This window comes from Burkholderia diffusa (assembly GCF_902499115.1).
Taxonomy (GTDB): domain Bacteria; phylum Pseudomonadota; class Gammaproteobacteria; order Burkholderiales; family Burkholderiaceae; genus Burkholderia; species Burkholderia diffusa.
Map to the genome: position 1 here is coordinate 12,419 of NZ_CABVPN010000044.1, position 21,138 is coordinate 33,556.

A 21,138-nucleotide genomic window follows, 5' to 3' on the forward strand; every position below is an offset into this window, starting at 1 on the left:
TCACTCGTCCTTCATGTACTTCGTGAGCCACAGGCTCTGCAGGATGATGAACACGACCATCGCGCCCGTCGTGCCGAACAGCTTGAAGTTCACCCACTGCGATTCGGTGTAGTTGTGCACCACGTACAGGTTCGCGACGCCGAGCACCGCGAAGAACAGCGCCCACGCGACGTTCAGCTTGTCCCACACGGGGTGCGGCAGCGTGAGCTGCTTGCCCATCATCTTCTCGATCAGGTTGTTGCCGAACGCATAGCGTGCGGCGAGCAGCCCGATCGCAAACAGCCAGTACAGCACAGTCGGTTTCCATTGGATGAATTTCTCGTCATGCAGGACGAGGGTGGCGCCACCGAAGACGACGATCACGCCGAGACTGACCCACAGCATCGTGTCGACCTTCCGGTGCCGGAAGGCTACCCACGCGACCTGGGCCAGTGTCGCGACGATCGCGACGGCGGTGGCGGTGAAGATGCCCCAGACCTTGAAGGCGGCGAAAAACAGGATGATCGGAAACAGATCGAACAGGAATTTCATGGCGCTCGCAGCTGCGTGAAAGGCCGCATCGCGCGGCCTTTCACCGTTGTGGGGACCCGCCAGGCGCCACCGTCCGGGATCGGGGCAGCCGGGAAGGCTGTCCGACCGATTCGTCCGGTGCCGCTCATTCGTTTTCGGGTCGGGACTCGAAGTTTAACGCAGCCGAATTGATGCAGTACCGCAAACCGGTCTGGTCGCGCGGGCCGTCCTCGAACACGTGGCCGAGATGCGCGCCGCAATGGTTGCAGCGAACCTCGACGCGCACCATGCCGTGCGAGCGGTCGATCTTCTCGTCGATCACCTCGCCGTTGAGCGGCTTGAAGTAGCTGGGCCAGCCGCAGCCCGAATGGAATTTGGCGCCGGATTCGAACAGCGGCGTGCTGCAGACGACGCATTTGTAGATGCCGGCGTCCTCGGTATCGGTGTATTCGCCGGTGAAGGCCCGCTCGGTCGCCGCATGCTGCGTGACCTCGTACTGCATCGGCGTGAGCCGGCGGCGCAATTCGGCGTCGTCCTTCTGGTACGGGAAGGTCTTGTCGTCGGAATCGTGTGACATGTGGGTGTTCTCCTGATCGATCGGTCGGGTCGTGCGGGTCACGACGAGCAGCTCACTTCGAGCGACCCGGCCCAGTCTGGCGGCAATGCCGCATACGCTTCGTGTTCCGGTTGTTCGTCGAATGGCCGGCGCAGCACCTGCGCGAGCCGCTCGACTTCGGAAAAATCCTTTTCCTTCGCGCGCCGGATCGCGACTTCGGCCAAATGATTGCGCAGCACGTATTTCGGATTCACGCGATTCATCGCGGCCGCGCGGGCCGCGTCGTCGCGCGTTTCCTCGGACAGCCGGGCGCGATAGAGGTTCGCCCACGCGTCGAATGCGTCGCGATCGATGAACAGGTCGCGCACCGGCGCGTCGCGGCTCGCGTCGTGCTTCGACAGCTGCGCGAGCCGGCGGAACGTCAGCGTGAAGTCCGCATGGCTCGCGTGCATCGTTTCGAGCAGCTTGTTCGCGAGCTCGGCGTCGTTCTCGCGCTCGAGTTCGAGGCCGAGCTTCGCGCGCATCGCGCGTTCGAGCGCGGGGCCGAAGCGTTCGGGAAATTTCGCGAGCACGGCCTGCGCGTCGTCGACCGCGCGCTCGGCGCGCGCATCGTCGTCGGCGATCCCGTGCTGCAGCCCGATCAGCGGCAGCAGCGCCTGCGCGAGGCAGTAGCAGTTCCAGTGCGCGATGCGCGGCTGCATCCGGTACGCGTAGCGGCCGCTCGTGTCGGAGTGATTGCAGATGTGGTTCGCGTCGAACGCGTCGACGAAGCCGAATGGGCCGTAGTCGATCGTCATGCCGAGGATCGACATGTTGTCGGTGTTCATCACGCCGTGGCAGAAGCCGACCGCTTGCCACTGCGCGACGAGGTCGGCCGTGCGCAGCGTCGCGGCTTCGAGCAGCGCGAGGTACGGATCGTCGGCGTCGCGGCATGCCGGATAGAAGCGATCGATCACGTGATCGGCGAGCTGGCGCAGCAGGTCCGGACGATCGTTCGAGAAGAAATGCTCGAAGTGGCCGAAGCGCACGAAGCTCTCCGATACGCGCGTGACGACCGCTGACGTCTCGATCTCCTCGCGCACCACCGGCTGGTCGGAGCCGATCACCGTGAGCGCGCGGGTGGTCGGGATGCCGAGGTGATGCATGGCTTCCGAACACAGGAATTCGCGGATCGACGAGCGCAGCACCGCGCGGCCGTCGCCCATCCGCGAATACGGCGTGCGGCCGCCGCCCTTGATCTGCAGTTCGTAGCGCTGGCCGTTCGTGCCGGGGAGTTCGCCGATCGTCAGCGCGCGGCCGTCGCCGAGCTGGCCGGCCCACACGCCGAACTGGTGGCCGGAATACACCGACGCATACGGCATCGCGCTCGCGGGCCAGTCGCGCGTCGGGTTGCCGGCGAAGAGCTCGGCGAACCCGGGCTGCTGGCCAATCGACACCGGCAGGCCGAGCAGGTGCGCGACTTCGTCGGAAAAGCCGACGACGTACGGCGCGGGCAGCGGTGCGGCCGGCAGCCGCGTATGAAACGCATCGCCGAGCGTGACGAATGCGCCGGCGGCCGGCGCACCGAGCGTCGCGGCGAGGTCGGGAAGAGTGTCAGCCGTATCGGCTGCGCTTCGGGAAAACGACATGTTGAGCGCCTCTGGGTAAGCCGATATTGTAAGGCGGCGCCGCGCCGCCCGCATGGCGGCCCGCGCGCCTTGCGCCAGGCCTGTCCGGGCCGCAAGCCGGCGCACCGCTTCGAGGCTGGTCACCGATTCGCGTCCTTCCGGGAGAACAAGACGATGGGTAAGCCGTTGCTGGGCCAGATGATGGACATGCCGTTGCTGGTGTCGTCGCTGATCGCGCACGCCGCGCGTTACGCGGGTGACACGGAGATCGTGTCGAGGCGCGTGGAAGGCGACCTGCATCGCTACACGTACCGCGACTGCGAGCAGCGCGCGAAGCGGCTCGCGCAGGCGCTCGCGCGGCTCGGCGTCGAGTCGGGCGACCGCGTCGGCACGCTGGCCTGGAACGGCTACCGGCACCTGGAGGCGTACTACGGGATCGGCGGGATGGGCGCCGTGTGCCACACGATCAACCCGCGCCTCTTTCCCGAGCAGATCGCCTACATCGTCAATCACGCGGAAGACCGCTACGTCTGCTTCGACATCAATTTCGCGCCGCTGGTCGACGCGATCGCGCCGCAGTGTCCGCACGTGAAAGGCTGGATCGCGATGACCGACGCCGCGCACCTGCCGTCCGGCGCGACGCCGTTCCTGTGCTACGAAACGCTCGTCGACGCCGAGGACGGCCGCTACGACTGGCCGCGTCTCGACGAGCTGCAGGCGTCCGGCCTGTGCTACACGTCGGGCACGACCGGCAACCCGAAGGGCGTGCTGTATTCGCATCGCTCGACGGTGCTGCACGCGTACGGCGCAGCGCTGCCCGACGCGATGAACCTGTCGGCGCTCGACGCCGTGCTGCCCGTCGTGCCGATGTTTCATGTGAACGCGTGGGGCCTGCCGTATGCGGTGCTGCTCACGGGCGGCAAGCTCGTGCTGCCCGGCAAGGATCTCGACGGCAGGTCGCTGTACGAACTGATGGAGGCCGAACGCGTGACGTTTTCCGCGGGCGTGCCGACCGTGTGGCTCGGGCTGCTGAACTACATGCGCGAGGCCGGCGTGCGTTTCTCGACGCTGAACCGCACGGTGATCGGCGGCTCCGCGTGCCCGCCCGCGATGCTGCGCACGTTCGAGGACGAATACGGCGTGCGCGTGATCCACGCGTGGGGGATGACCGAGCTGTCGCCGCTCGGCACGCTCGCGACGCTGAACTGGGCGCAGTCGCAGCGGCCGCTCGACGCGCAGCGCCGGTTGCTGGAGAAGCAGGGGCGCGTGATCTGCGGTGTCGACATGCGGATCGTCGGCGACGACGGCCACGAATTGCCGTGGGACGGCGTCGCGTTCGGCGAACTGCAGGTGCGCGGGCCCTGGGTGATCGATCGCTACTTCAGGAGCGATACGTCGCCGCTGTCGGGCGGCTGGTTCCCGACCGGCGACGTCGCGACGATCGACCCCGACGGCTTCCTGCAGATCACCGACCGCAGCAAGGACGTGATCAAGTCCGGCGGCGAGTGGATCAGCTCGATCGACATCGAGAATGTCGCGATCGCGCACCCGGGCGTGGCTGAAGCCGCGTGCATCGCGTGCGCGCACCCGAAATGGACCGAGCGTCCACTGCTGGTCGTGGTACCGCGCGAAGGGGCGAACCTGACGCGTGACGCGCTGCTCGCGTTTTACGAGGGCAAGGTCGCGAAGTGGTGGGTGCCCGACGACGTCGTGTTCGTCGAATCGCTGCCGCACACCGCGACCGGCAAGCTGCAGAAGCTGAAGCTGCGCGAGGCGTTCCGCGACTACGTGCTGCCGACGGCGGTCGGCGAGCCGTAAGCCGCGGCCGGCGACGGCCCGCCGCGCGGTCTCCCGATCCGGCCCCGGATCGGGAAAAATTCAAATTGAACGACCGTGCTTTTTCGTTGTATGCTGCCTCCGTTCGATCCGGACATGCGGCCGTTCGACCGCGCACAATGAAGCGCAGCCACCCCGGCGCGCGATGCATGGAGGCAGGCAGATGGCAGTGGATTACTCGACTCGCGACGGCGTGGCCGTCATCACGCTCAACAATCCGCCCGTCAACGGGCTCGGCCTGTCGACACGCGAGGGCGTCATGGACGCGCTCGATCGCGCCGCGCAGGATCCGTCGGTCACGGCGATCGTGCTGACCGGCGCGGGCCGCGCGTTCTCGGGCGGCGCCGACATCACCGAATTCAATACCCCGAAGGCCCTGCAGGAGCCGACGCTGCACACCGTGATCCGCGCGGTGGAGGCAAGCGCGAAACCGGTCGTCGCCGCGCTGCACAGCGTCGTGATGGGCGGCGGCCTGGAGCTCGCGCTCGGCGCGCACTATCGCGTCGCGGCGCCCGGTGCGCAGGTCGCGCTGCCCGAAGTGAAGCTCGGCCTGCTGCCTGGCGCGGGCGGCACGCAACGGCTGCCGCGTGCGGTGGGCCTCGAAACCGCGCTGAACATGATCGTGTCGGGCGCGCCGGTACCGTCGGAGCAGCTTTCGAAGAGCGGGCTGTTCGACGAGATGGCCGACGGCGACCTGCTCGACGCGGCCGTTGCGTTCGCGCGCAAGGTCGGCGCGCGGCAGGGGCCGCATCCGCGCGTGCGCGATCGCAAGATCGTCCACGAGAACGCGGCGGGCTTTCTCCAGTTCGCGCGCAATTCCGCGCGGGCCGCCGCGCCGAACTTCCCTGCGCCGCACAAGTGCATCGACGCGATCGAGGCCGGCGTGCTGAACGGCTTCGACAAGGGCAGCATCGCCGAGCGCGAGGGTTTCGTCGCGCTGATGATGACGCCGGAAAGCCGCGCGCTGCGCCATGCGTTCTTCGGCGAACGCGCGGCGAGCAAGATTCCCGACGTGCCGGCCGATACGCCGCTGCGCGAGATCCGCCGCGTCGGCGTGATCGGCGCGGGCACGATGGGCGGCGGGATCGCGATGAACTTCGTCAACGCGGGCCTCCCCGTCACGCTGCTCGAGACGAAACAGGAAGCGCTCGAGCGCGGCGTCGCGACGATCCGCAAGAACTACGACGCGCAGGTGAAGAAGGGCAAGCTCACGCAGGAGAAGCTCGACGCACGCATGGCGCTGATCACGCCGACGCTGTCGTACGACGACCTGAAGGATGCGGACCTGATCGTCGAGGCCGTGTTCGAGGAACTCGGCGTGAAGGAGCAGGTGTTCAGGAAGCTCGACGAAGTCGCGAAACCGGGTGCGATCCTCGCGTCGAACACGTCGACGCTCGACGTCGACAAGATCGCCGCGTTCACGAAGCGGCCGCAGGACGTGGTCGGCATGCACTTCTTCAGCCCGGCGAACGTGATGAAGCTGCTCGAGGTCGTGCGCGGCGCGCAGACCGCGAAGGACGTGCTCGCCACCGTGATGGCGGTCGCGAAGAAGATCCGCAAGACGGCGGTCGTGTCGGGCGTGTGCGACGGCTTCATCGGCAACCGGATGATCGAGCAGTACATCCGCCAGGCACTCTTCATGCTCGAGGAAGGCGCGCTGCCCGCACAGGTCGATCGCGCGATCGAGAAGTTCGGTTTCGCGATGGGCCCGTTCCGGATGAGCGATCTCGCCGGCAACGACATCGGCTGGGCGATCCGCAAGCGCCGCTATGTCGAGCAGCCCGATCTGCATTACTCGAAGATCGCCGACCGCCTGTGCGAACAGGGCCGCTTTGGCCAGAAGACAGGCGGCGGCTGGTACGACTACATGCCGGGCGAGCGCAAGGCGAAGCCTTCGGCGCTCGTCGACGAGATGGTCGTCGCGTATTCGCAGGAGCGCGGCGTGGAGCGGCGCAAGATCGGCGACGACGAGATCGTCGAGCGGCTCGTGTTCGCGCTCGTCAACGAAGGCGCGAAGATTCTCGAGGAGAAGATCGCGTCGAAGGCGTCCGACATCGACATGGTCTACCTGACCGGCTATGGCTTCCCGCTGTGGCGTGGCGGCCCGATGCTGTATGCGGACATGGTCGGCCTCTACAACGTCGAGCGCGCGATCCGCCGCTATGCGGCCGCACCGAACGGCGACGCGTGGCAGCTCGCGCCGTCGATCGTCGAACTGGCAAAGGCCGGACGCGGGTTCAACGGCTGACGCCGTGCGTGACGGCGCGCCCGTCTTGCAAGGAGAAACGCAATGAAACGCACTGACGACGTGTTGCTCGTGATCGACGTGCAGTACGACTTCATGCCGGGTGGCGCACTCGCGGTGCCGGACGGCGACGCGGTCGTGCCGGTGATCAACGCGCTCGCGCAACGCTTCGACCAGGTCGTGCTGACGCAGGACTGGCACCCGCGCGAACACGTGTCGTTCGCGGCGAATCACCCGGGGCGCGAGCCGTTCTCGACGCTCGCGCTGCCGTACGGCGAGCAGGTGCTGTGGCCCGTGCATTGCGTGCAGGACACGGAAGGCGCGGCGCTGCATCGCGACCTCGACATCCCGCATGCGAGGCTCGTGATCCGCAAGGGCGGCGACGCGCAGGTCGACAGCTACTCCGCGTTCGTCGAAGCCGATCGCACGACGCGCACGGGGCTCGCCGGCTATCTGCGCGAGCTCGGCGCGAAACGCGTGTGGTGTTGCGGACTCGCGACCGACTATTGCGTCGCGTGGTCCGCGCTCGATGCGCGCGCGGCCGGCTTCGAGGCCGCCGTGATCAACGATGCGTGCCGTGCGATCGACCTGAACGGGTCGCTCGCGCACGCATGGCAACAGATGCAGGCGGCGGGCGTCGCACACGTGACGTCCGCGGGCGCGCGCCCGACGGCGTAGCGCATTCCCATCCGATTCAGGACATGAAGCAGGACCGAAGGAGACTCGCATGACCGAAGCCGTAATCGTATCGACCGCACGCACGCCGCTCGCGAAATCGTGGCGTGGCGCATTCAACATGACGCACGGCGCGACGCTCGGCGGCCACGTGGTCGCGGCCGCGCTCGAACGCGCGAAGCTCGACCCCGCGCGCATCGAGGACGTGATCATGGGCTGCGCGAACCCCGAGGGCGCGACCGGCGCGAACATCGCGCGGCAGATCGCGCTGCGCGCCGGGCTGCCGGTGAGCGTGCCGGGGATGACGGTGAACCGTTTCTGCTCGTCAGGGCTGCAGACCATCGCGCTCGCCGCGCAACGGATCATCGCTGGCGAAGGCGACGTGTATGTCGCGGGCGGCGTCGAATCGATCTCCTGCGTGCAGAACGAGATGAACCGGCACATGATCCAGGACGGCTGGCTCGTCGAGCACAAGCCCGAGATCTACTGGAACATGCTTCAGACGGCGGAAAACGTCGCGAAGCGCTACGGGATCGCGAAGGAGCGGCAGGACGAGTACGGCGTGCGGTCGCAACTGCGTGCCGCGGCCGCGCAGGAAGCCGGGCGCTTCAACGACGAGATCGTGCCGATCACCGTACGCGCGGGCATCGCCGACAAGGCGACGGGCCGGCTGTTCACGCAGGACGTTACCGTGTCGGCCGACGAAGGCATCCGGCCCGACACGACGCTCGAAGGCGTGTCGAAGATCCGTTCGGCCGTGCCGGGCGGCGTGATCACCGCGGGCAACGCGAGCCAGTTCTCGGACGGCGCATCGGCGTGCGTGGTGATGAACGCGGATGTCGCACAGCGCGAAGGGCTGCAGCCGCTCGGCGTGTTTCGCGGTTTCGCGGTCGCCGGTTGCGAGCCGGACGAAATGGGCATCGGCCCGGTGTTCGCGGTGCCGAAGCTGCTGAAGCAGGCGGGGCTGAAGGTCGACGACATCGGCCTGTGGGAACTGAACGAAGCGTTCGCGGTGCAGGTGCTGTACTGCCGCGATACGCTCGGGATTCCTGACGACCGCCTGAACGTGAACGGCGGCGCGATCGCGGTCGGCCATCCGTACGGCGTGTCGGGTGCGCGCCTGACGGGCCATGCGCTGATCGAAGGCAAGCGGCGCGGCGTGAAATACGTCGTCGTCACGATGTGCATCGGCGGCGGGCAGGGCGCCGCCGGCCTGTTCGAAATCGTCTGATTTTTTGCTTGTCGGCCGACGGCCGCCGCCTGCGTTGACGCAAGCCGCGGCCGTCGCATGCGATTCGAAAGGATCGGGAAGCAAACGGTGCCGGTTCGATGCTGCCGTTTCCCCTTACTTGTCAAACGAATTGCCGCACCTATACTTGCTCTGACATTTGCCTTTCGGCGGGATGGGGCAACGCGTGCATCGCACCGACGCACGTGATGCGTTTCCGGTAGCCGGCGCAGTCGATGCATCGCGCGTGTCCGGCATCGTGAACGTTCGAACCACGCAGCAGACCGAACGGGGACCGAATTGAGCACGACCTATGCAGCCGGGGAACCGCCGCGAGTCGTCAGCGCGGCCGCGAGGCTCTATGCGAAATGCCTGCTGGTCGGCTTCGCATTGCTGCCAGCCTATCTGATCGCCTATCTGTGGTTCTTCAGCGACCCGCACGTCGTGTTCGAGAGCCACGCCTTCCATGAAATCGCGATCGCGGCCGCGACCCTCGAGGGGGCATTCGTCACCTACGTGACGTGGGTGTGCTATCGGTCGTCCGGAGAGCCGCTCCTGCGCTGGCTGACACTCGGCTTTCTGGGCTTCGCGATGATCTACGCGTTGCACGGCCTGTTCACCGGGATGGCGCATCACAACATCTGGCTGTTCCTGCTGTACGGGCCCGCATCGCGCCTCGTGATGTCGATCCTGCTGCTGACGGGCCTGCTGTCGTATTCGCAGCCGCCCGATCGGGTCGAGAAGCGTGCGCGCGCGCGAACGTGGCTGCCGTGGATCGTGTTGTTTCTGGTCATCAACGTGGCGGTTGCATACATCGCGTATTCGCCGGTCGCGGGCGCGCTGGGCACGCGACTGTCGATGGAAGGCGGCGCGCTGGTGTTTTCGCTGCTCAACGTCGGCGTGCTGCTCGCGCGGCGCATCCGTTCGCCGCTGATGGTGATCTACGGCATGTCGATCATGGCGTTCGCGCTGTCGTCGCTCGCGTTCATCCTCGGCAAGCCCTGGAACCACATGTGGTGGCTCGCGCATGCGATCTTCGCGGGCGGGTTCTTCCTGCTCAGCTACGGCGTCGTGCAGGCGCTGCAGACGACGCGCTCGTTCTCGGCGATCTACAGCCAGGAAGACCTGATGAGCCGGCTGTCGGAATCGATGGCGCGCACCGAGAGTGCGCTGCAGGAGTTGCGGCGCACGAACCAGAAGCTCGAATACATGGCCGCGACCGATCCGATGACGGGCGCGTCGAACCGCCGTCAGTTCATCGCGCAGGTCGAGCGCGAGATCGTGCGCGCGGAGCGCGACGGCACGCCGTTTTGCCTGCTCGCGCTCGATCTCGACAACTTCAAGAACATCAACGACGCGTACGGGCACCAGATCGGCGACGAGGTGCTGCGCGGCGTCGTGCGCCAGTCTCTCGAGGCGATTCGTCCGGCCGGTGCGCTCGCGCGGGTTGGCGGCGAGGAGTTCATGGCGCTGTTGCCCGAGATGCCGCTCGAAGGCGCGCGCATGACGGCCGAGCGCGTGCGTTCGTCGATCGCGAGTTCACCGTTCGGGCTGGATTTCAAGCGCGTGCAGGTGACGGTCAGCGTCGGCGTCGCGCAGTACGGCGTCGACGGGAGCACGGTCGATGCGTTGCTGCGGGCGGTCGATGAACGGCTGTACCAGGCGAAGCGCGACGGGCGCAATCGCGTGGTCGCGCACTGACGAGCGGCGGCCGCGCATTCGGCGACGTGGCGCGCGCGGCCGCAATGCAATGGCGCGACGCGAGGCAGGTCCGTTTCGCATGCACCCTGGATGAAGCCCCACACGCGCACGAGCATGTGGGGCTTTCGTTTCAATGACGCATCGGCTATCGCGACGCGATGGCCGCCGCACGCTCCGGCTGCGCGTCCTGCATCCGCTGCGAAGCCTGCCACCAGTACTTGCCCGCGCGCAGTTGCGGATCGCGGATCGCGAGATACGTCGTGCTCCACAGCTGCGCCGCGTTGGCTTCGGTCGCATCCGCGCTGCGGGTGCCGAATGCATCGGTCTGGTACCGACCGTTCACGTACGACCAGGTCCACATTTCCGACGTGCGCATGTCGCGTCCGTTCGAGATCACCTGCCAGATCGTCTGCCGGGCCTGCGTCAGCAGCGTGCGCGTCGCGTCCGACAGATCCTGGCGCGCGAGCTGGCGGTCGAGCCCGGCGACCCACATCGCCTGTTGCCACGACCAGATCACCGTGCCGTGATACGCCGAACTCGTGAATTTGGGCCACAGCGCCTGATTCGCATACGCGGGGTTCGCGATCAGCATCCCGACATCGGTGACGAGACCGGTCGGGAACGGCCGCGTGACGTCGGTGACGATCCGCTGGAGCTGGTCGTCCGCCGGCGTGCCGAACAGCAGCGCGAAGCCGCCGTCGGAATTCATCACCGGGATCGGCGTGCCTTGCTGGTCGAGCGACAGCGCGTAGAAAGTCAGCGGCGCGCCTGGCGCGGTACCTGCCGGCACACCGGTGGACGACGCATAGGCCGATACTTCGGTCGCCGCCTGCGCGGCCGGTACGCTCACCTGGAACAGCGGCGGCGCCTGCTGCTCCCAGGTAGCCGCTTCGGTCGCCGTGTTCGCGAGCGTCGCACGTTGCCCGGCGTCCAGGTAAGGATCGAGCAGGCCGCGCGCGAGGAACGCATTCGCCGCGCGCAGCGCGGCCGGCACGAGCACCGCATTCACGTCGTACGGATAGACGCCGCCGCCGAGCCCGTCGGTGCTGTCGCGCCAGTTGCCGACGATCTCGCCAGGCCGCAGGCGGATCAGGTTCGGGACCGACGGCTGCTGTGCGAACGGCTGCGCGGTCGCCGCGACGTGCAGCAGGTTGACGACGAGCCGGCTGCCGTTCGTCTGACCGTCGCTGCCGCGTTGCGCGAGATAGGCGGCCGCGCGCGCCTGGCCGCGCGTGTCGTCGATCAGCCAGGCCGCCGCGATCGGCGCGAGCAGGTAGTCGCTGTCGATCATCTTGTAATCGTAGGTCGGCGTTGCATCGTTCGGCCGGCCGTGCTTCGCGTTGTCGACCAGCGCGAATTCGCCGATGCCTTCCTCGTGCGCGACCTTGCCGTCGTCCGACAGGCGACTCAGCACCGACGTCAGCCCGGCCTCGATCGCCGCAGGCTCGAGCACCGGCATCAGCATGCGCACCGAGATCAGCGTGTCGCGGCCGAAGTAGGTGTCGTATTGCCAAGAGCCGGCCAGCAGCTTGTCGTGGAAGCTCAGGAATTCGAGCACGTTCTGGCTGACCGGGTCGGGATTCGCGGACGGCGCGAGCAGGTCTGCACGCAGGATCGGCGACAACGGCGTCTCGCCCGACAGCGCATCGACGTGCAGTTTCAGCGTACGAGCGCCGGCCGCCGCGCGCAGCACGAGCTTGCCGCCCGCGGCTGTCGCGATGCTGCCGCCGTCGCGCAGCGTGATGCGCAGCATCTGGCCGGGCGCGCCGTCGATCCGGTCGCGCTGCCATTGCGTGACGCTCCTCTGGATCGTCGGGGCGGTGACGATCTCCGGCGGTATCGTCGCGCCGCCGTTGAAGTCGCGCAGGAAGCGCACATTGCCGAGCAGCCCCTGGCGGATCGTCAGCGTGTCGGTGTCGACCGATACGTCGGCGCCGATGCCGTACAGCGGGCGACCGTGCGTGTCGGGTGCCGACAGCGCGGACGGTGGTGTGTCGAGGCTCCAGCTCACCGGCTGGGCAGTGTCGTCGAACCACAGCCCGGTGCCGCTGTTGCCGGCCGGAAACACCACGAGCAGACGCGGTTTCGTCGACGAGCGCACCAGCAGGTGCGCGGCGACTTTGTCCTGCCGGTAGAACGCATTGATCTGCCCGCCGGTGTCCATGCGGAACGACAGTGCGGCGCTGTTCGACGACGTACCGCTGGACTGGACGTCGTCGTCGTTGCAGGCGGCGAGCAGGCCGGCGCAGACGAATCCGAGACACAGCGATTTCGTGAAGCGGCGCATGTTCATGACGACCCTCCTGATGCATGTGATTTTTATCGGAATGCTTGAATGAGCGGGCGGCTTGATCCGCTTTGTGCTGCGTCTCGGGTATTCTGAAAATGCCCGGGATTAATCGTGGTGTGATGCTCGGGGGGCGAATTGAACGGCTTTAATCGAATGGACGATCAATGCCGAAAAGTGAAGGCAAAAAGACGCACCGCCCGTTCTGATGCGGGTGTAGTCACTGGAGCACGCCTTCGCGCAGGCGAAGGGCAACGTTCGTGCGGTACTGAAAAAGTCCGACGAAAGATGTTGTATGGGATTCTAAATTTCGACGAAAGTCAAAGTCAATGATGTTTGGTGGCTTTTTTTTGGATATTTAATTGCCGGTTAAATCGTAATTGTTACTCGGTGAATCAGTAAAAAGTGCGGTTATGAAAATATGAATGACTAATCCTGATAACTATCGATCAAATGGCTGGCAATAGCGCTGGAATCCGGCGATCCGGCGATCCGGTGATTGATGCCGGATTGGAATTGAGCGATCGGGAGCGGCCGAGCAATACGCGTTCCCGACGCTGCTCAGCCAGTTGGGCTGTTCTAGCGGCTGTCGCTGGCGCGGTCGACCGCGCCAGCTTCGTCAGATATCCGCGTATTGCGGCAGCAGATCTTGATCGACGGGGCATGATCTCGATCCTGTTTGCTGCTTCGATGTGCTCGTGATTGCCGACAGAGAACGGCGCGTCCGTAACGCTGACGATGATCGTGCCGGTTTGTTTTCCATCTGCGGGTATTGGGATGAGGGCGCGAGCCTCTACGCGAGCGAGTAGCGGGGCCATGTTGCGGTGGGTCATGGTCCACATGACACTGGCACGTGTGATGTGTTCAAGAATCAGATCCCGAGGGCCATCTACCTGAATGAGGTCATACACGACGCGGACTACGCGGGCGACCGCGGCATCCATTGCGCAGCCAAGGCGTAACTCGCGCATAAGCTTTCCGAGCCGACAAATCATCTCGCAGCAGCGGAGAGTCCGTTTTCACGCCGGTCGCAGACGCTATAGAGGACGCGTCGCGGCGTCTATGCCGAGAATGGTCCGACGACGTTCTGTCAAAATACCCGCTTAATCCTCCTGACCGATCGCGGAATGGAACTCAGACAACTACGCTATTTTCTCAGCGTCGTGGAACACGGAAGCATGGGCAAGGCAGCGCTGGAACTCGGCGTGGTGACCTCGGCATTGAGTCAGCAGATCAGCCGTCTCGAAGGCGAACTGTCCACGCGTCTGCTGCAACGCACCTCGGGCGGCGTCGTTCCCACCGACGCAGGTTTGGCGTTCTGGCGTCAGGCGCAACTCGCGCTGCGTCATATCGACGATGCAGCGCTCGCTGCACGCTCAGCCCGTCTGTCGGGCCATGTCAGCGTCGGCATGGCGCCGAGCACGGCGAGCGTGCTAGGCGTCGCATTCATGCAGGCCATGCGCTCGCGCTATCCCGATGTGCGGCTGCACATGGTCGAAAGTCTCTCCGGCTATCTTGCATCCATGCTGAGCGCGCGTCAGATCGATCTCGCCGTGCTGTTCCGCGAGGAGTCCGCGCAACGCTGGAGCGTGCTGCCGCTGCTGGACGAGCGGCTGTTCCTGATCGGCGCGGGCGATCTCGATGGCATGCCGACGAGCGCATCCGTCCGGCTGAAAAATCTCGGCAGGCTTCCGCTCGTTCTTCCCAGCGGCACGCATGGGCTGCGTTCGCTGCTGTTATCAGCATTCAGGCGCGCCGAATACGAGCCGAACATCGTCGCCGAAGTCGACGGCCTTGCACTCCTGATGGACTTCGTCCGCACCGGCATCGGCGCGACCATACAGCCTGGCGCGGCGCTCGCAAGGCCCGAGAACGTGATACTGACGAGCGTGCCCGTCGCGGATAAATACGCCACACGGCCCAACATGCTCGCCAGCATCTCCGACGACGAACTGTCTCCCGCCGGTCTCGCTGCGCGCGTGGTGCTCGCCGATGTCGCCCGTCAACTGGTACAGGAGGGGCGCTGGCCCGGTGCGCGGCTGCGGGAGCCTCGGCCTTCACAAAAAGTGAAGACCCCTTGACGGCAGGCTGGTAGCGACGCGGGCACGAGACCTTTACGATTTGTCCAAAAGGAGACAAGTCTGATGGTCGATGTGCTCGTAATCGGAGGAGGCAATGCCGCGCTGTGCGCCGCATTGATGGCGCGCGAAGCGGGCGCCTCGGTCCTGCTTCTCGAATCCGCGCCGCGCGAATGGCGCGGCGGCAACTCGCAACACACGCGCAATCTGCGCTGCATGCACGATGCGCCGCAGGACGTTCTCGTCGATGCCTATCCGGAAGAGGAATTTTGGCAGGACCTGTTGAAAGTCACCGGCGGCATCACGAATGAGCATCTCGCGCGGCTGACGATCCGCGCGTCGTCGTCGTGTCGGCCGTGGATGCAGAAGCACGGCGTACGCTTCCAGCCGCCGCTGTCGGGCGCGCTGCACGTGGCACGCACCAACGCGTTCTTCATGGGTGGCGGCAAGGCGCTCGTCAACGCGTATTACCGCAGCGCCGAAGCGCTCGGCGTCGATATCCGCTATGAAACACCCGTCGATTCGCTTGAACTTGACGGCAGCCTCTTCATCGCGGCGCGCAGCGGCAGCCAGCGCTTCGAGGCGCGCGCCTGCGTACTGGCGGCAGGCGGCTTTGAATCAAATCGCGAATGGCTGCGCGAAGCGTGGGGGCAAAACGAGCGCGGCGAATGGCCCGCCGACAACTTCCTGATTCGCGGCACGCGCTTCAACAAGGGCGTGCTCATCAAGCATATGACCGACGCCGGTGCGGACATGATCGGCGACCCGTCGCAGTCACACTGCGTCGCCATCGATGCACGCGCGCCGCTGTATGACGGCGGCATCTGTACGCGCATCGACTGCGTGTCGCTGGGCGTCGTGGTGAATCGTGACGCCGAGCGCTTTTACGACGAAGGCGAGGATTTCTGGCCGAAGCGCTATGCAATCTGGGGACGGCTCGTTGCGCATCAACCGGGGCAGATCGGCTATTCGATCATCGACTCGAAAGCAATCGGCCGCTTCATGCCGCCGGTGTTTCCGGGCGATAAGGCCGATACGCTGCCGGAACTCGCGCGCAAGCTCGGGCTGCCGGAAGCGCGCTTCATGGAAACGCTCACGCGCTATAACGACTCATGCCGCGACGGCACCTTCGACCACACCGCGCTCGACGACTGCCACACCGAAGGTCTCGCGCCGCCCAAGACGCACTGGGCGCGCCGCATCGAGACGCCGCCGTTTTACGGTTATGCGTTGCGGCCAGGCATCACGTTCACGTATCTCGGACTAAAGACCAATGATCGCGCGCAGGTTCACTTCGGCGGCAAAGCCAGTGAGAACCTGTTCGTGGCCGGCGAAATGATGGCCGGCAACGTGCTCGGTAAGGGCTATACAGCGGGCGTCGGCATGTCGATCGGCACGGCCTTCGGGCGCATCGCCGGGACGCAGGCTGCGCGCGCCGCACTCAAAACGACGGAGGCAACCAGTGCAGCAGTCTGACCCGTTCGCGCCCGAACGCATGCGCACGGCGTTATCGGTCGATACGAAAAAAACTTCGCACGGCAGCACGGCGCGCGTGATCCCAATCGTGCCGATGAGCGCCGGCGAAACCGAAGTGGCACGGCAGATGCAGATCTGCAACGCCTGCCGCTACTGCGAAGGCTTCTGCGCCGTGTTCCCGGCCATGACGCGCCGCCTGGAATTCGGCAAGTCGGACGTCAACTATCTGGCGAATCTCTGCCACAACTGCGGCGCGTGCTATCACGCGTGCCAATACGCGCCGCCGCACGAATTCGGCGTGAACGTGCCGAAAGCGATGGCCGAAGTCCGGCTCGAAACCTACACCGAATACGCGTTTCCCGCGTCGTTCGGCGCGCTGTACAAACGCAACGGCCTGACTTTGTCGGTTGCACTGGCGGCCGGACTCGCGCTGTTTCTGCTGCTCGGTATGGCATTCCACGGCGGCTTGTCGGGCGATGTCGCGCCAGCGAACTTCTACGCGATCTTCCCGCACAACCTGCTCGCGGCGATGTTTGGCATTGTTTTCCTGTTCGCCATTCTCGCGCTCGGCGTGGGCGTCACGCGCTTCTGGCGCGACGTGTCGGCAGGAACGGCGAGTGCGCCAGCTGTCGCGGAAGCGGCCAAGAACGCGCTGACGCTCAAGTACCTGGACGGCGGCCACGGCGACGGCTGCAACGAAGAGAGCGATGCCTTCACACTGGCGCGGCGCCGTTTCCATCACCTGACGTTCTACGGCTTCATGCTGTGCTTTGCAGCAACCGCAGTTGCGACGCTCTATCACTATGCATTCGGTCTGGAAGCGCCGTATCCGTTTCTGAGCGTGCCGGTGCTGCTGGGGACCGCGGGCGGCATTGGACTGATTGCGGGGGCGGCGGGACTGCTGTGGCTGAACCTGAAACGCGTTCCGGAGCGGGGCGATGCCCGTCAGCGTCCGATGGACCGCGGCTTCATCGCGCTCCTGCTTCTGACGAGCGCATCCGGTCTCGCGCTGCTCGCGCTCCGCGCGACCTCGGCGATGCCGTCGCTGCTCGCGATTCATCTCGGCATCGTGATGGCGCTGTTCGCCACGCTGCCTTACGGCAAGTTCGCGCACGGCATCTTCCGCTCGGCGGCGTTGCTCAAATCGTCGATAGAGAAGCGGCAACGCAACACGCTGAGCCTCAGTTCGGATTAGCAGTCACTAGGGCGCCTTGGGCGCCCATCACCATAGATAAGAAGCAGGAGACGCAATGAACCGCACAGAATCGATCGCCGCTACGTCCGGCGTTTCGCCCATGACGAGGGCCGCCGCCGTGTTGCGCGTGACCAGCGGCAATTTCATCGAACAGTTCGATTTCTTTCTGTTCGGCTTCTACGCGACATCGATCTCGAAGATCTTTTTCCCGTCCACCAGCGAGTTCGCCTCGCTGATGCTTGCCTTCGCGGTGTTCGGCGCGGGCTTTCTGATGCGTCCGCTCGGTGCGATCTTTCTCGGCGCGTATATCGACAAGGTCGGACGGCGCACCGGGCTGATCGTTACGCTGTCGATCATGGCGAGCGGCACCATTCTGATTGCCTGCGTGCCTGGGTACGCGACGATCGGCCTGCTCGCGCCGGCGCTCGTGCTGCTCGGGCGTCTGTTGCAGGGCTTCTCGGCGGGCGCGGAACTGGGCGGCGTGTCTGTCTATCTCGCGGAAATGGCGACGCCCGATAACAAGGGCTTTTACACGAGTTGGCAGTCGGCGAGCCAGCAGGTCGCCATCGTCGTGGCGGCGGCCATCGGTTACGGGCTGAACCAGTGGCTGTCCGCGCAGCAGATCGGTGCATGGGGCTGGCGCGTGCCGTTTTTCATCGGCTGCGCGATCGTGCCGTTCCTGTTCATGCTGCGCCGTTCGCTGCAGGAGACCGCAGCGTTCGAAGCGCGGCGGCATCATCCGCAGGCGCGCGAGATTTTTGCGATGCTGCTCGGCAACTGGCGCACCGTCATCGGCGGCATGCTGCTGACGGCGATGACCACCACCACCTTCTATCTCATCACCGTCTATACGCCGACCTTCGGGAAGTCGGTGCTGAAGCTGTCCACCTCCGACAGCCTGATGGTCACGCTGCTTGTGGCTGCATCGAATTTCGTCTGGCTACCGATCGGCGGCACGATTTCCGACCGCATCGGCCGCAAGCCGCTGCTGCTCGCCATTTCCATGCTGGCGATCTTCACGTCTTATCCGGCGCTGTCCTGGCTCGCCGATGCACCGAGCTTCGCGCGCATGCTGATCGTTCTGCTGTGGTTCTCGTTCTTCTTCGGCATGTATAACGGCGCGATGGTCGCCGCGCTCACCGAAGTGATGCCGGTCGAAGTGCGCGTCGCGGGCTTCTCGCTGGCGTTCAGTCTCGCGACGGCGCTGTTCGGCGGCTTTACGCCGGCGGTATCGACGTATCTGATTCAGGTCCTGCATGACAAGGCCGCACCAGGCTACTGGCTGAGCTTCGCTGCGCTCTGCAGCTTGTGCGCGACACTCAGGCTGTACCGTCGCCGCGCGGGCAGTAACGCGTCGGCGGCATCGTCGGCTTGATAGCGATTGCATCGGCCCGTTTACGTAACCCCGGCTTTGCACCGGGCTTTCGCTTTTTCAGCGGCGACAAGAAGGGTCGATGAGGTCCAATCCAGGCATTTGCTTCTACCCAATCCAGGCATTTGCTTCTACTTGAGCCAGCTTGATTACGGCGAGCGGATCTCGCGCATTCTTCTTGGCGCTCGGCAATTCGATTCGATCCGACTCGCTGAATAGACCGCTTTCGTAGAGCGTGCTGATCGGCCACGTGCGTGCGACACGCGGCACGTCTACTGGAACATTCGCTTTACGGATGTCCCGCCGGCCGAGGACCCGATTTTCCGCTTCGAGGTCACGAACCAGTGGCTGACCGAAGTGGCTCGATAACCAGATCTAAGGGGCAGCGATGATTCCGGAAACTCTGTACAACTGCAACACGTTCGTGGAGCGGCTGGATTGTGCTGCATGTATCGATCGATACGATCGGCCGCATACGCTCTTCTACCGGGACCCTCCGTACTACGAGACGGAGGGGTACGGCGTGGCATTCCCGTTCGGCGAGTAGGAGAAGATGGCGCAGCGCCTACGGTCGATCAAGGGGCGTGCGATGGTGAGCCTGAACGACCATTCTGATATTCGGCGCGCGTTCGACGGGTTTCACATCGAGACCGTGCCGATTCAATTTACGGTCGGTGGCGGCAAGGGTGTCGACCGCAACGACCTGATCATCTTCAGTTGGGATGATGCTGCGCAGCCTGTCGGATTGTTCTAACCGATGATGCCGGGGCGTGCTATCGCGCCGGCATCGCACTCACGGATAAGCAAAAGCGGGTAGGAGGCAGGCGCTCAAGCAGATGATCATGTCCGGAAGGCTACTTAACGTCGCGGACAACAAAATACAATTTTTTTGTTTTTGAATTCAAGAGATACCCGCCGTGTACACTTTGAAACGAGCCGCTCTGCCCAAGCCCTTCAAAATTGAAGCTAACGCAGACGTACCGTTGACGACCGTCTTTTGCAATGCTCCATTGTGCCAACGTTGGGTTAAATGAAGTGGGTTTAATTTCGCCGTTATTTCCAACGGATATAGATCTGGAGAGTCGGTAAATATTTCCGGAATAAATCAACGCCTGATCGGATTTTCCATCGGCGTATCCAATATCGGTACCTTTGTATTTGAATAGGTAGCTTGCGTTGAATCCGTCGGCGTAATCATCCTCTTGTAAAACCTCATCCACATTGATGTTTTGGATGGTAACTGAGGGCACAACTGATTGCGCTAGAAGGCAACTTTTAACCAAGCTTTCGCTTGGAGGAGCAGCCCATCCAATACTGGTGACGATCATGATCGATACAGCGAAAATACTCTTCTTCATCGATATTCGCTCCCGCGAGTAACGTCTAGGTACTGCTGATTGTATTTCCAAAAAATTGTGCCGCCGACGCCTGCGGTTGAGTCGTAAACGTGATCGTAGCGTCCCGTTTCCACTTTTTCAGTTTCGACCTTTTTAGTTTTTTTATTCTTCTTCTTTGTGATTTTATATAAAATCACGAGTTTGGTGGAGTCTTTGATGTCATATATGTTGTGGCTCGGATCGGTGATTTTAATTCCATGTCTCACCTTAAAATGTCGATCGTAATTTGTTTTGATGTCGGCGCCATCCCAAAAATAAGCGCCATTTGATTTATCTGGGCCGCCCGCAAGTGCGTTGCGGGCGGCGTTGATTGCGGCCTGCATGGCGGGATTCTTCCCAATTTGATCGTCCGTTGCCTTCATCATGTTGTTGTAGCGAGCATTGCCATCGCCAACGACGAATGAGAAGGTTGGGTCATTTTTTGTAAACGTGGCCATGTCGGAATAGCCGCGGGCATCGCGTTGTCGAACAAGCACGCTTGCGATAGCCATCATTTCATCGGAATTGTTCTGCAGTGATGCTTCTCCGTAAGCCATCGCTGCGAGTTGCTTCGTCTGGGCATCGATAGGCTGCGCTGCCGCTGGGGCACTGGCAGGTGCCGCAGGACTGGTAGGAGGCTGTGTACTCGAGGGGTTGGAACTGCTCATGCGCTTTTCCTTGCAGAATCTCCTGCAATCCACGTGACTAGTTTCAGAGAGGATTGCCCTGAAACGCTCACCGTTTCGCCGGAGGAATATTGCCCTTTTTTCGTATGGAGGTCGTCATCGCTGAACAAGTCGTAGTGGTATCCTTCGACCGGAGTGGTTCCGTTCTCCAATAGTACGAATCTCTGCTCGACAATCTCCTCATCGGTAGAAATTGGAGAGAAAATTGGCAATGCATAGCTCATGTTCGCGGGGAGCCTATCCAGTCTTTTGTGTGTGAGGCATAAACTGACGGCCAAGGAGCCACTTTTATGCCACGCAAACGCAAGGA

The 21,138-nt window shown here is 64.0% G+C and carries 16 protein-coding genes and 2 pseudogenes; 10 read left to right on the forward strand and 8 right to left on the reverse strand.

Annotation, left to right across the window (positions count from 1 at the left end; genetic code table 11):
* From BTE28158_RS30770 to BTE28158_RS30780, 3 genes are all read right to left on the reverse strand, one after another.
* Nucleotides 1–531, reverse strand: coding sequence for a septation protein A (locus BTE28158_RS30770; RefSeq protein ID WP_059604168.1), 531 nt, complete (start codon nt 529–531; stop codon nt 1–3).
* A 124-nt stretch (nt 532–655) separates the two neighbouring features.
* Nucleotides 656–1,087 (reverse strand): peptide-methionine (R)-S-oxide reductase MsrB, encoded by a 432-nt coding sequence (gene msrB / locus BTE28158_RS30775; protein ID WP_151049559.1) that lies wholly within the window; start codon nt 1,085–1,087, stop codon nt 656–658.
* 38 nt (nt 1,088–1,125) lie between these two features.
* Nucleotides 1,126–2,694, reverse strand: coding sequence for a protein adenylyltransferase SelO (locus BTE28158_RS30780; RefSeq protein ID WP_151049557.1), 1,569 nt, complete (start codon nt 2,692–2,694; stop codon nt 1,126–1,128).
* A gap of 153 nt (nt 2,695–2,847) precedes the next feature.
* Between BTE28158_RS30780 and BTE28158_RS30785 the strand changes: the two genes are divergently transcribed.
* The 5 genes from BTE28158_RS30785 (at nt 2,848) to BTE28158_RS30805 (ending at nt 10,358) form a co-directional block, all read left to right on the forward strand.
* Nucleotides 2,848–4,491, forward strand: a complete 1,644-nt coding sequence (locus BTE28158_RS30785) for a 3-(methylthio)propionyl-CoA ligase (protein ID WP_151049555.1) — start codon at nt 2,848–2,850, stop codon at nt 4,489–4,491.
* Between the two features lie 181 nt (nt 4,492–4,672).
* Nucleotides 4,673–6,757, forward strand: coding sequence for a 3-hydroxyacyl-CoA dehydrogenase NAD-binding domain-containing protein (locus BTE28158_RS30790; RefSeq protein ID WP_151049553.1), 2,085 nt, complete (start codon nt 4,673–4,675; stop codon nt 6,755–6,757).
* A gap of 42 nt (nt 6,758–6,799) precedes the next feature.
* Nucleotides 6,800–7,432 (forward strand): bifunctional nicotinamidase/pyrazinamidase, encoded by a 633-nt coding sequence (pncA, locus tag BTE28158_RS30795; protein ID WP_044843660.1) that lies wholly within the window; start codon nt 6,800–6,802, stop codon nt 7,430–7,432.
* A 49-nt stretch (nt 7,433–7,481) separates the two neighbouring features.
* Nucleotides 7,482–8,660, forward strand: a complete 1,179-nt coding sequence (locus BTE28158_RS30800; protein ID WP_059604183.1) for an acetyl-CoA C-acyltransferase — start codon at nt 7,482–7,484, stop codon at nt 8,658–8,660.
* A 297-nt stretch (nt 8,661–8,957) separates the two neighbouring features.
* Nucleotides 8,958–10,358: a sensor domain-containing diguanylate cyclase gene (locus BTE28158_RS30805; RefSeq protein WP_151049551.1), complete on the forward strand. Its 1,401-nt coding sequence runs from the start codon at nt 8,958–8,960 to the stop codon at nt 10,356–10,358.
* Between the two features lie 145 nt (nt 10,359–10,503).
* Here the strand turns inward: BTE28158_RS30805 and BTE28158_RS30810 are convergent, their stop codons facing one another.
* Together BTE28158_RS30810 and BTE28158_RS30815 are read right to left on the reverse strand one after the other, a co-directional pair.
* On the reverse strand, nt 10,504–12,645 hold the full coding sequence (locus tag BTE28158_RS30810; protein ID WP_151049565.1) for a glucosidase family protein: 2,142 nt from the start codon (nt 12,643–12,645) through the stop codon (nt 10,504–10,506).
* A 619-nt stretch (nt 12,646–13,264) separates the two neighbouring features.
* A pseudogene (locus BTE28158_RS30815) lies at nt 13,265–13,439 on the reverse strand (LysR family transcriptional regulator); the annotation flags it as partial.
* A 333-nt stretch (nt 13,440–13,772) separates the two neighbouring features.
* Between BTE28158_RS30815 and BTE28158_RS30820 the strand changes: the two are divergent.
* The 5 genes and pseudogenes from BTE28158_RS30820 to BTE28158_RS30840 form a co-directional block, all read left to right on the forward strand.
* Nucleotides 13,773–14,726 (forward strand): LysR family transcriptional regulator, encoded by a 954-nt coding sequence (locus tag BTE28158_RS30820; RefSeq protein ID WP_151049549.1) that lies wholly within the window; start codon nt 13,773–13,775, stop codon nt 14,724–14,726.
* A 63-nt stretch (nt 14,727–14,789) separates the two neighbouring features.
* Nucleotides 14,790–16,199 carry an FAD-dependent tricarballylate dehydrogenase TcuA gene (gene tcuA, locus BTE28158_RS30825; protein WP_151049547.1) on the forward strand — a complete coding sequence of 470 codons (1,410 nt, stop codon included), beginning with the start codon at nt 14,790–14,792 and terminating at the stop codon, nt 16,197–16,199.
* Nucleotides 16,186–17,394, forward strand: a complete 1,209-nt coding sequence (tcuB, locus tag BTE28158_RS30830; RefSeq protein WP_151049545.1) for a tricarballylate utilization 4Fe-4S protein TcuB — start codon at nt 16,186–16,188, stop codon at nt 17,392–17,394. Before tcuA ends, tcuB begins: the two co-directional genes overlap by 14 nt.
* Before the next feature lie 55 nt (nt 17,395–17,449).
* On the forward strand, nt 17,450–18,769 hold the full coding sequence (locus BTE28158_RS30835) for an MFS transporter (RefSeq protein ID WP_151049543.1): 1,320 nt from the start codon (nt 17,450–17,452) through the stop codon (nt 18,767–18,769).
* 412 nt (nt 18,770–19,181) lie between these two features.
* Nucleotides 19,182–19,520 (forward strand): annotated as a pseudogene (locus BTE28158_RS30840) (DNA adenine methylase); the annotation flags it as partial.
* A 100-nt stretch (nt 19,521–19,620) separates the two neighbouring features.
* Here the strand turns inward: BTE28158_RS30840 and BTE28158_RS30845 are convergent.
* The 3 genes from BTE28158_RS30845 to BTE28158_RS30855 all read right to left on the reverse strand — a co-directional run.
* Complete coding sequence (locus BTE28158_RS30845; RefSeq protein WP_151049541.1) at nt 19,621–20,124, reverse strand: hypothetical protein; 504 nt, start codon at nt 20,122–20,124, stop codon at nt 19,621–19,623.
* Entirely contained in the window at nt 20,121–20,810 is a 690-nt protein-coding gene (locus BTE28158_RS30850) for a hypothetical protein (protein ID WP_239007459.1), read from the reverse strand. The genes BTE28158_RS30845 and BTE28158_RS30850 overlap by 4 nt, the downstream gene beginning before the upstream one ends.
* Nucleotides 20,807–21,138: hypothetical protein (locus tag BTE28158_RS30855; RefSeq protein ID WP_217481650.1), on the reverse strand; the 332-nt coding region annotated here is incomplete at its 5' end. The genes BTE28158_RS30850 and BTE28158_RS30855, both read right to left, overlap by 4 nt.

What these genes read in the sequence shown, in the direction of transcription:
- BTE28158_RS30770 (WP_059604168.1), bottom strand. Translation starts at nt 531, where the DNA reads ATGAAATTCCTGTTCGATCTGTTTCCGATCATCCTGTTTTTCGCCGCC.
- msrB (WP_151049559.1), bottom strand. Translation starts at nt 1,087, where the DNA reads ATGTCACACGATTCCGACGACAAGACCTTCCCGTACCAGAAGGACGAC.
- BTE28158_RS30780 (WP_151049557.1), bottom strand. Translation starts at nt 2,694, where the DNA reads ATGTCGTTTTCCCGAAGCGCAGCCGATACGGCTGACACTCTTCCCGAC.
- BTE28158_RS30785 (WP_151049555.1), top strand. Translation starts at nt 2,848, where the DNA reads ATGGGTAAGCCGTTGCTGGGCCAGATGATGGACATGCCGTTGCTGGTG.
- BTE28158_RS30790 (WP_151049553.1), top strand. Translation starts at nt 4,673, where the DNA reads ATGGCAGTGGATTACTCGACTCGCGACGGCGTGGCCGTCATCACGCTC.
- pncA (WP_044843660.1), top strand. Translation starts at nt 6,800, where the DNA reads ATGAAACGCACTGACGACGTGTTGCTCGTGATCGACGTGCAGTACGAC.
- BTE28158_RS30800 (WP_059604183.1), top strand. Translation starts at nt 7,482, where the DNA reads ATGACCGAAGCCGTAATCGTATCGACCGCACGCACGCCGCTCGCGAAA.
- BTE28158_RS30810 (WP_151049565.1), bottom strand. Translation starts at nt 12,645, where the DNA reads ATGCGCCGCTTCACGAAATCGCTGTGTCTCGGATTCGTCTGCGCCGGC.
- BTE28158_RS30820 (WP_151049549.1), top strand. Translation starts at nt 13,773, where the DNA reads ATGGAACTCAGACAACTACGCTATTTTCTCAGCGTCGTGGAACACGGA.
- tcuA (WP_151049547.1), top strand. Translation starts at nt 14,790, where the DNA reads ATGGTCGATGTGCTCGTAATCGGAGGAGGCAATGCCGCGCTGTGCGCC.
- BTE28158_RS30835 (WP_151049543.1), top strand. Translation starts at nt 17,450, where the DNA reads ATGAACCGCACAGAATCGATCGCCGCTACGTCCGGCGTTTCGCCCATG.
- BTE28158_RS30845 (WP_151049541.1), bottom strand. Translation starts at nt 20,124, where the DNA reads ATGAAGAAGAGTATTTTCGCTGTATCGATCATGATCGTCACCAGTATT.
- BTE28158_RS30850 (WP_239007459.1), bottom strand. Translation starts at nt 20,810, where the DNA reads ATGAGCAGTTCCAACCCCTCGAGTACACAGCCTCCTACCAGTCCTGCG.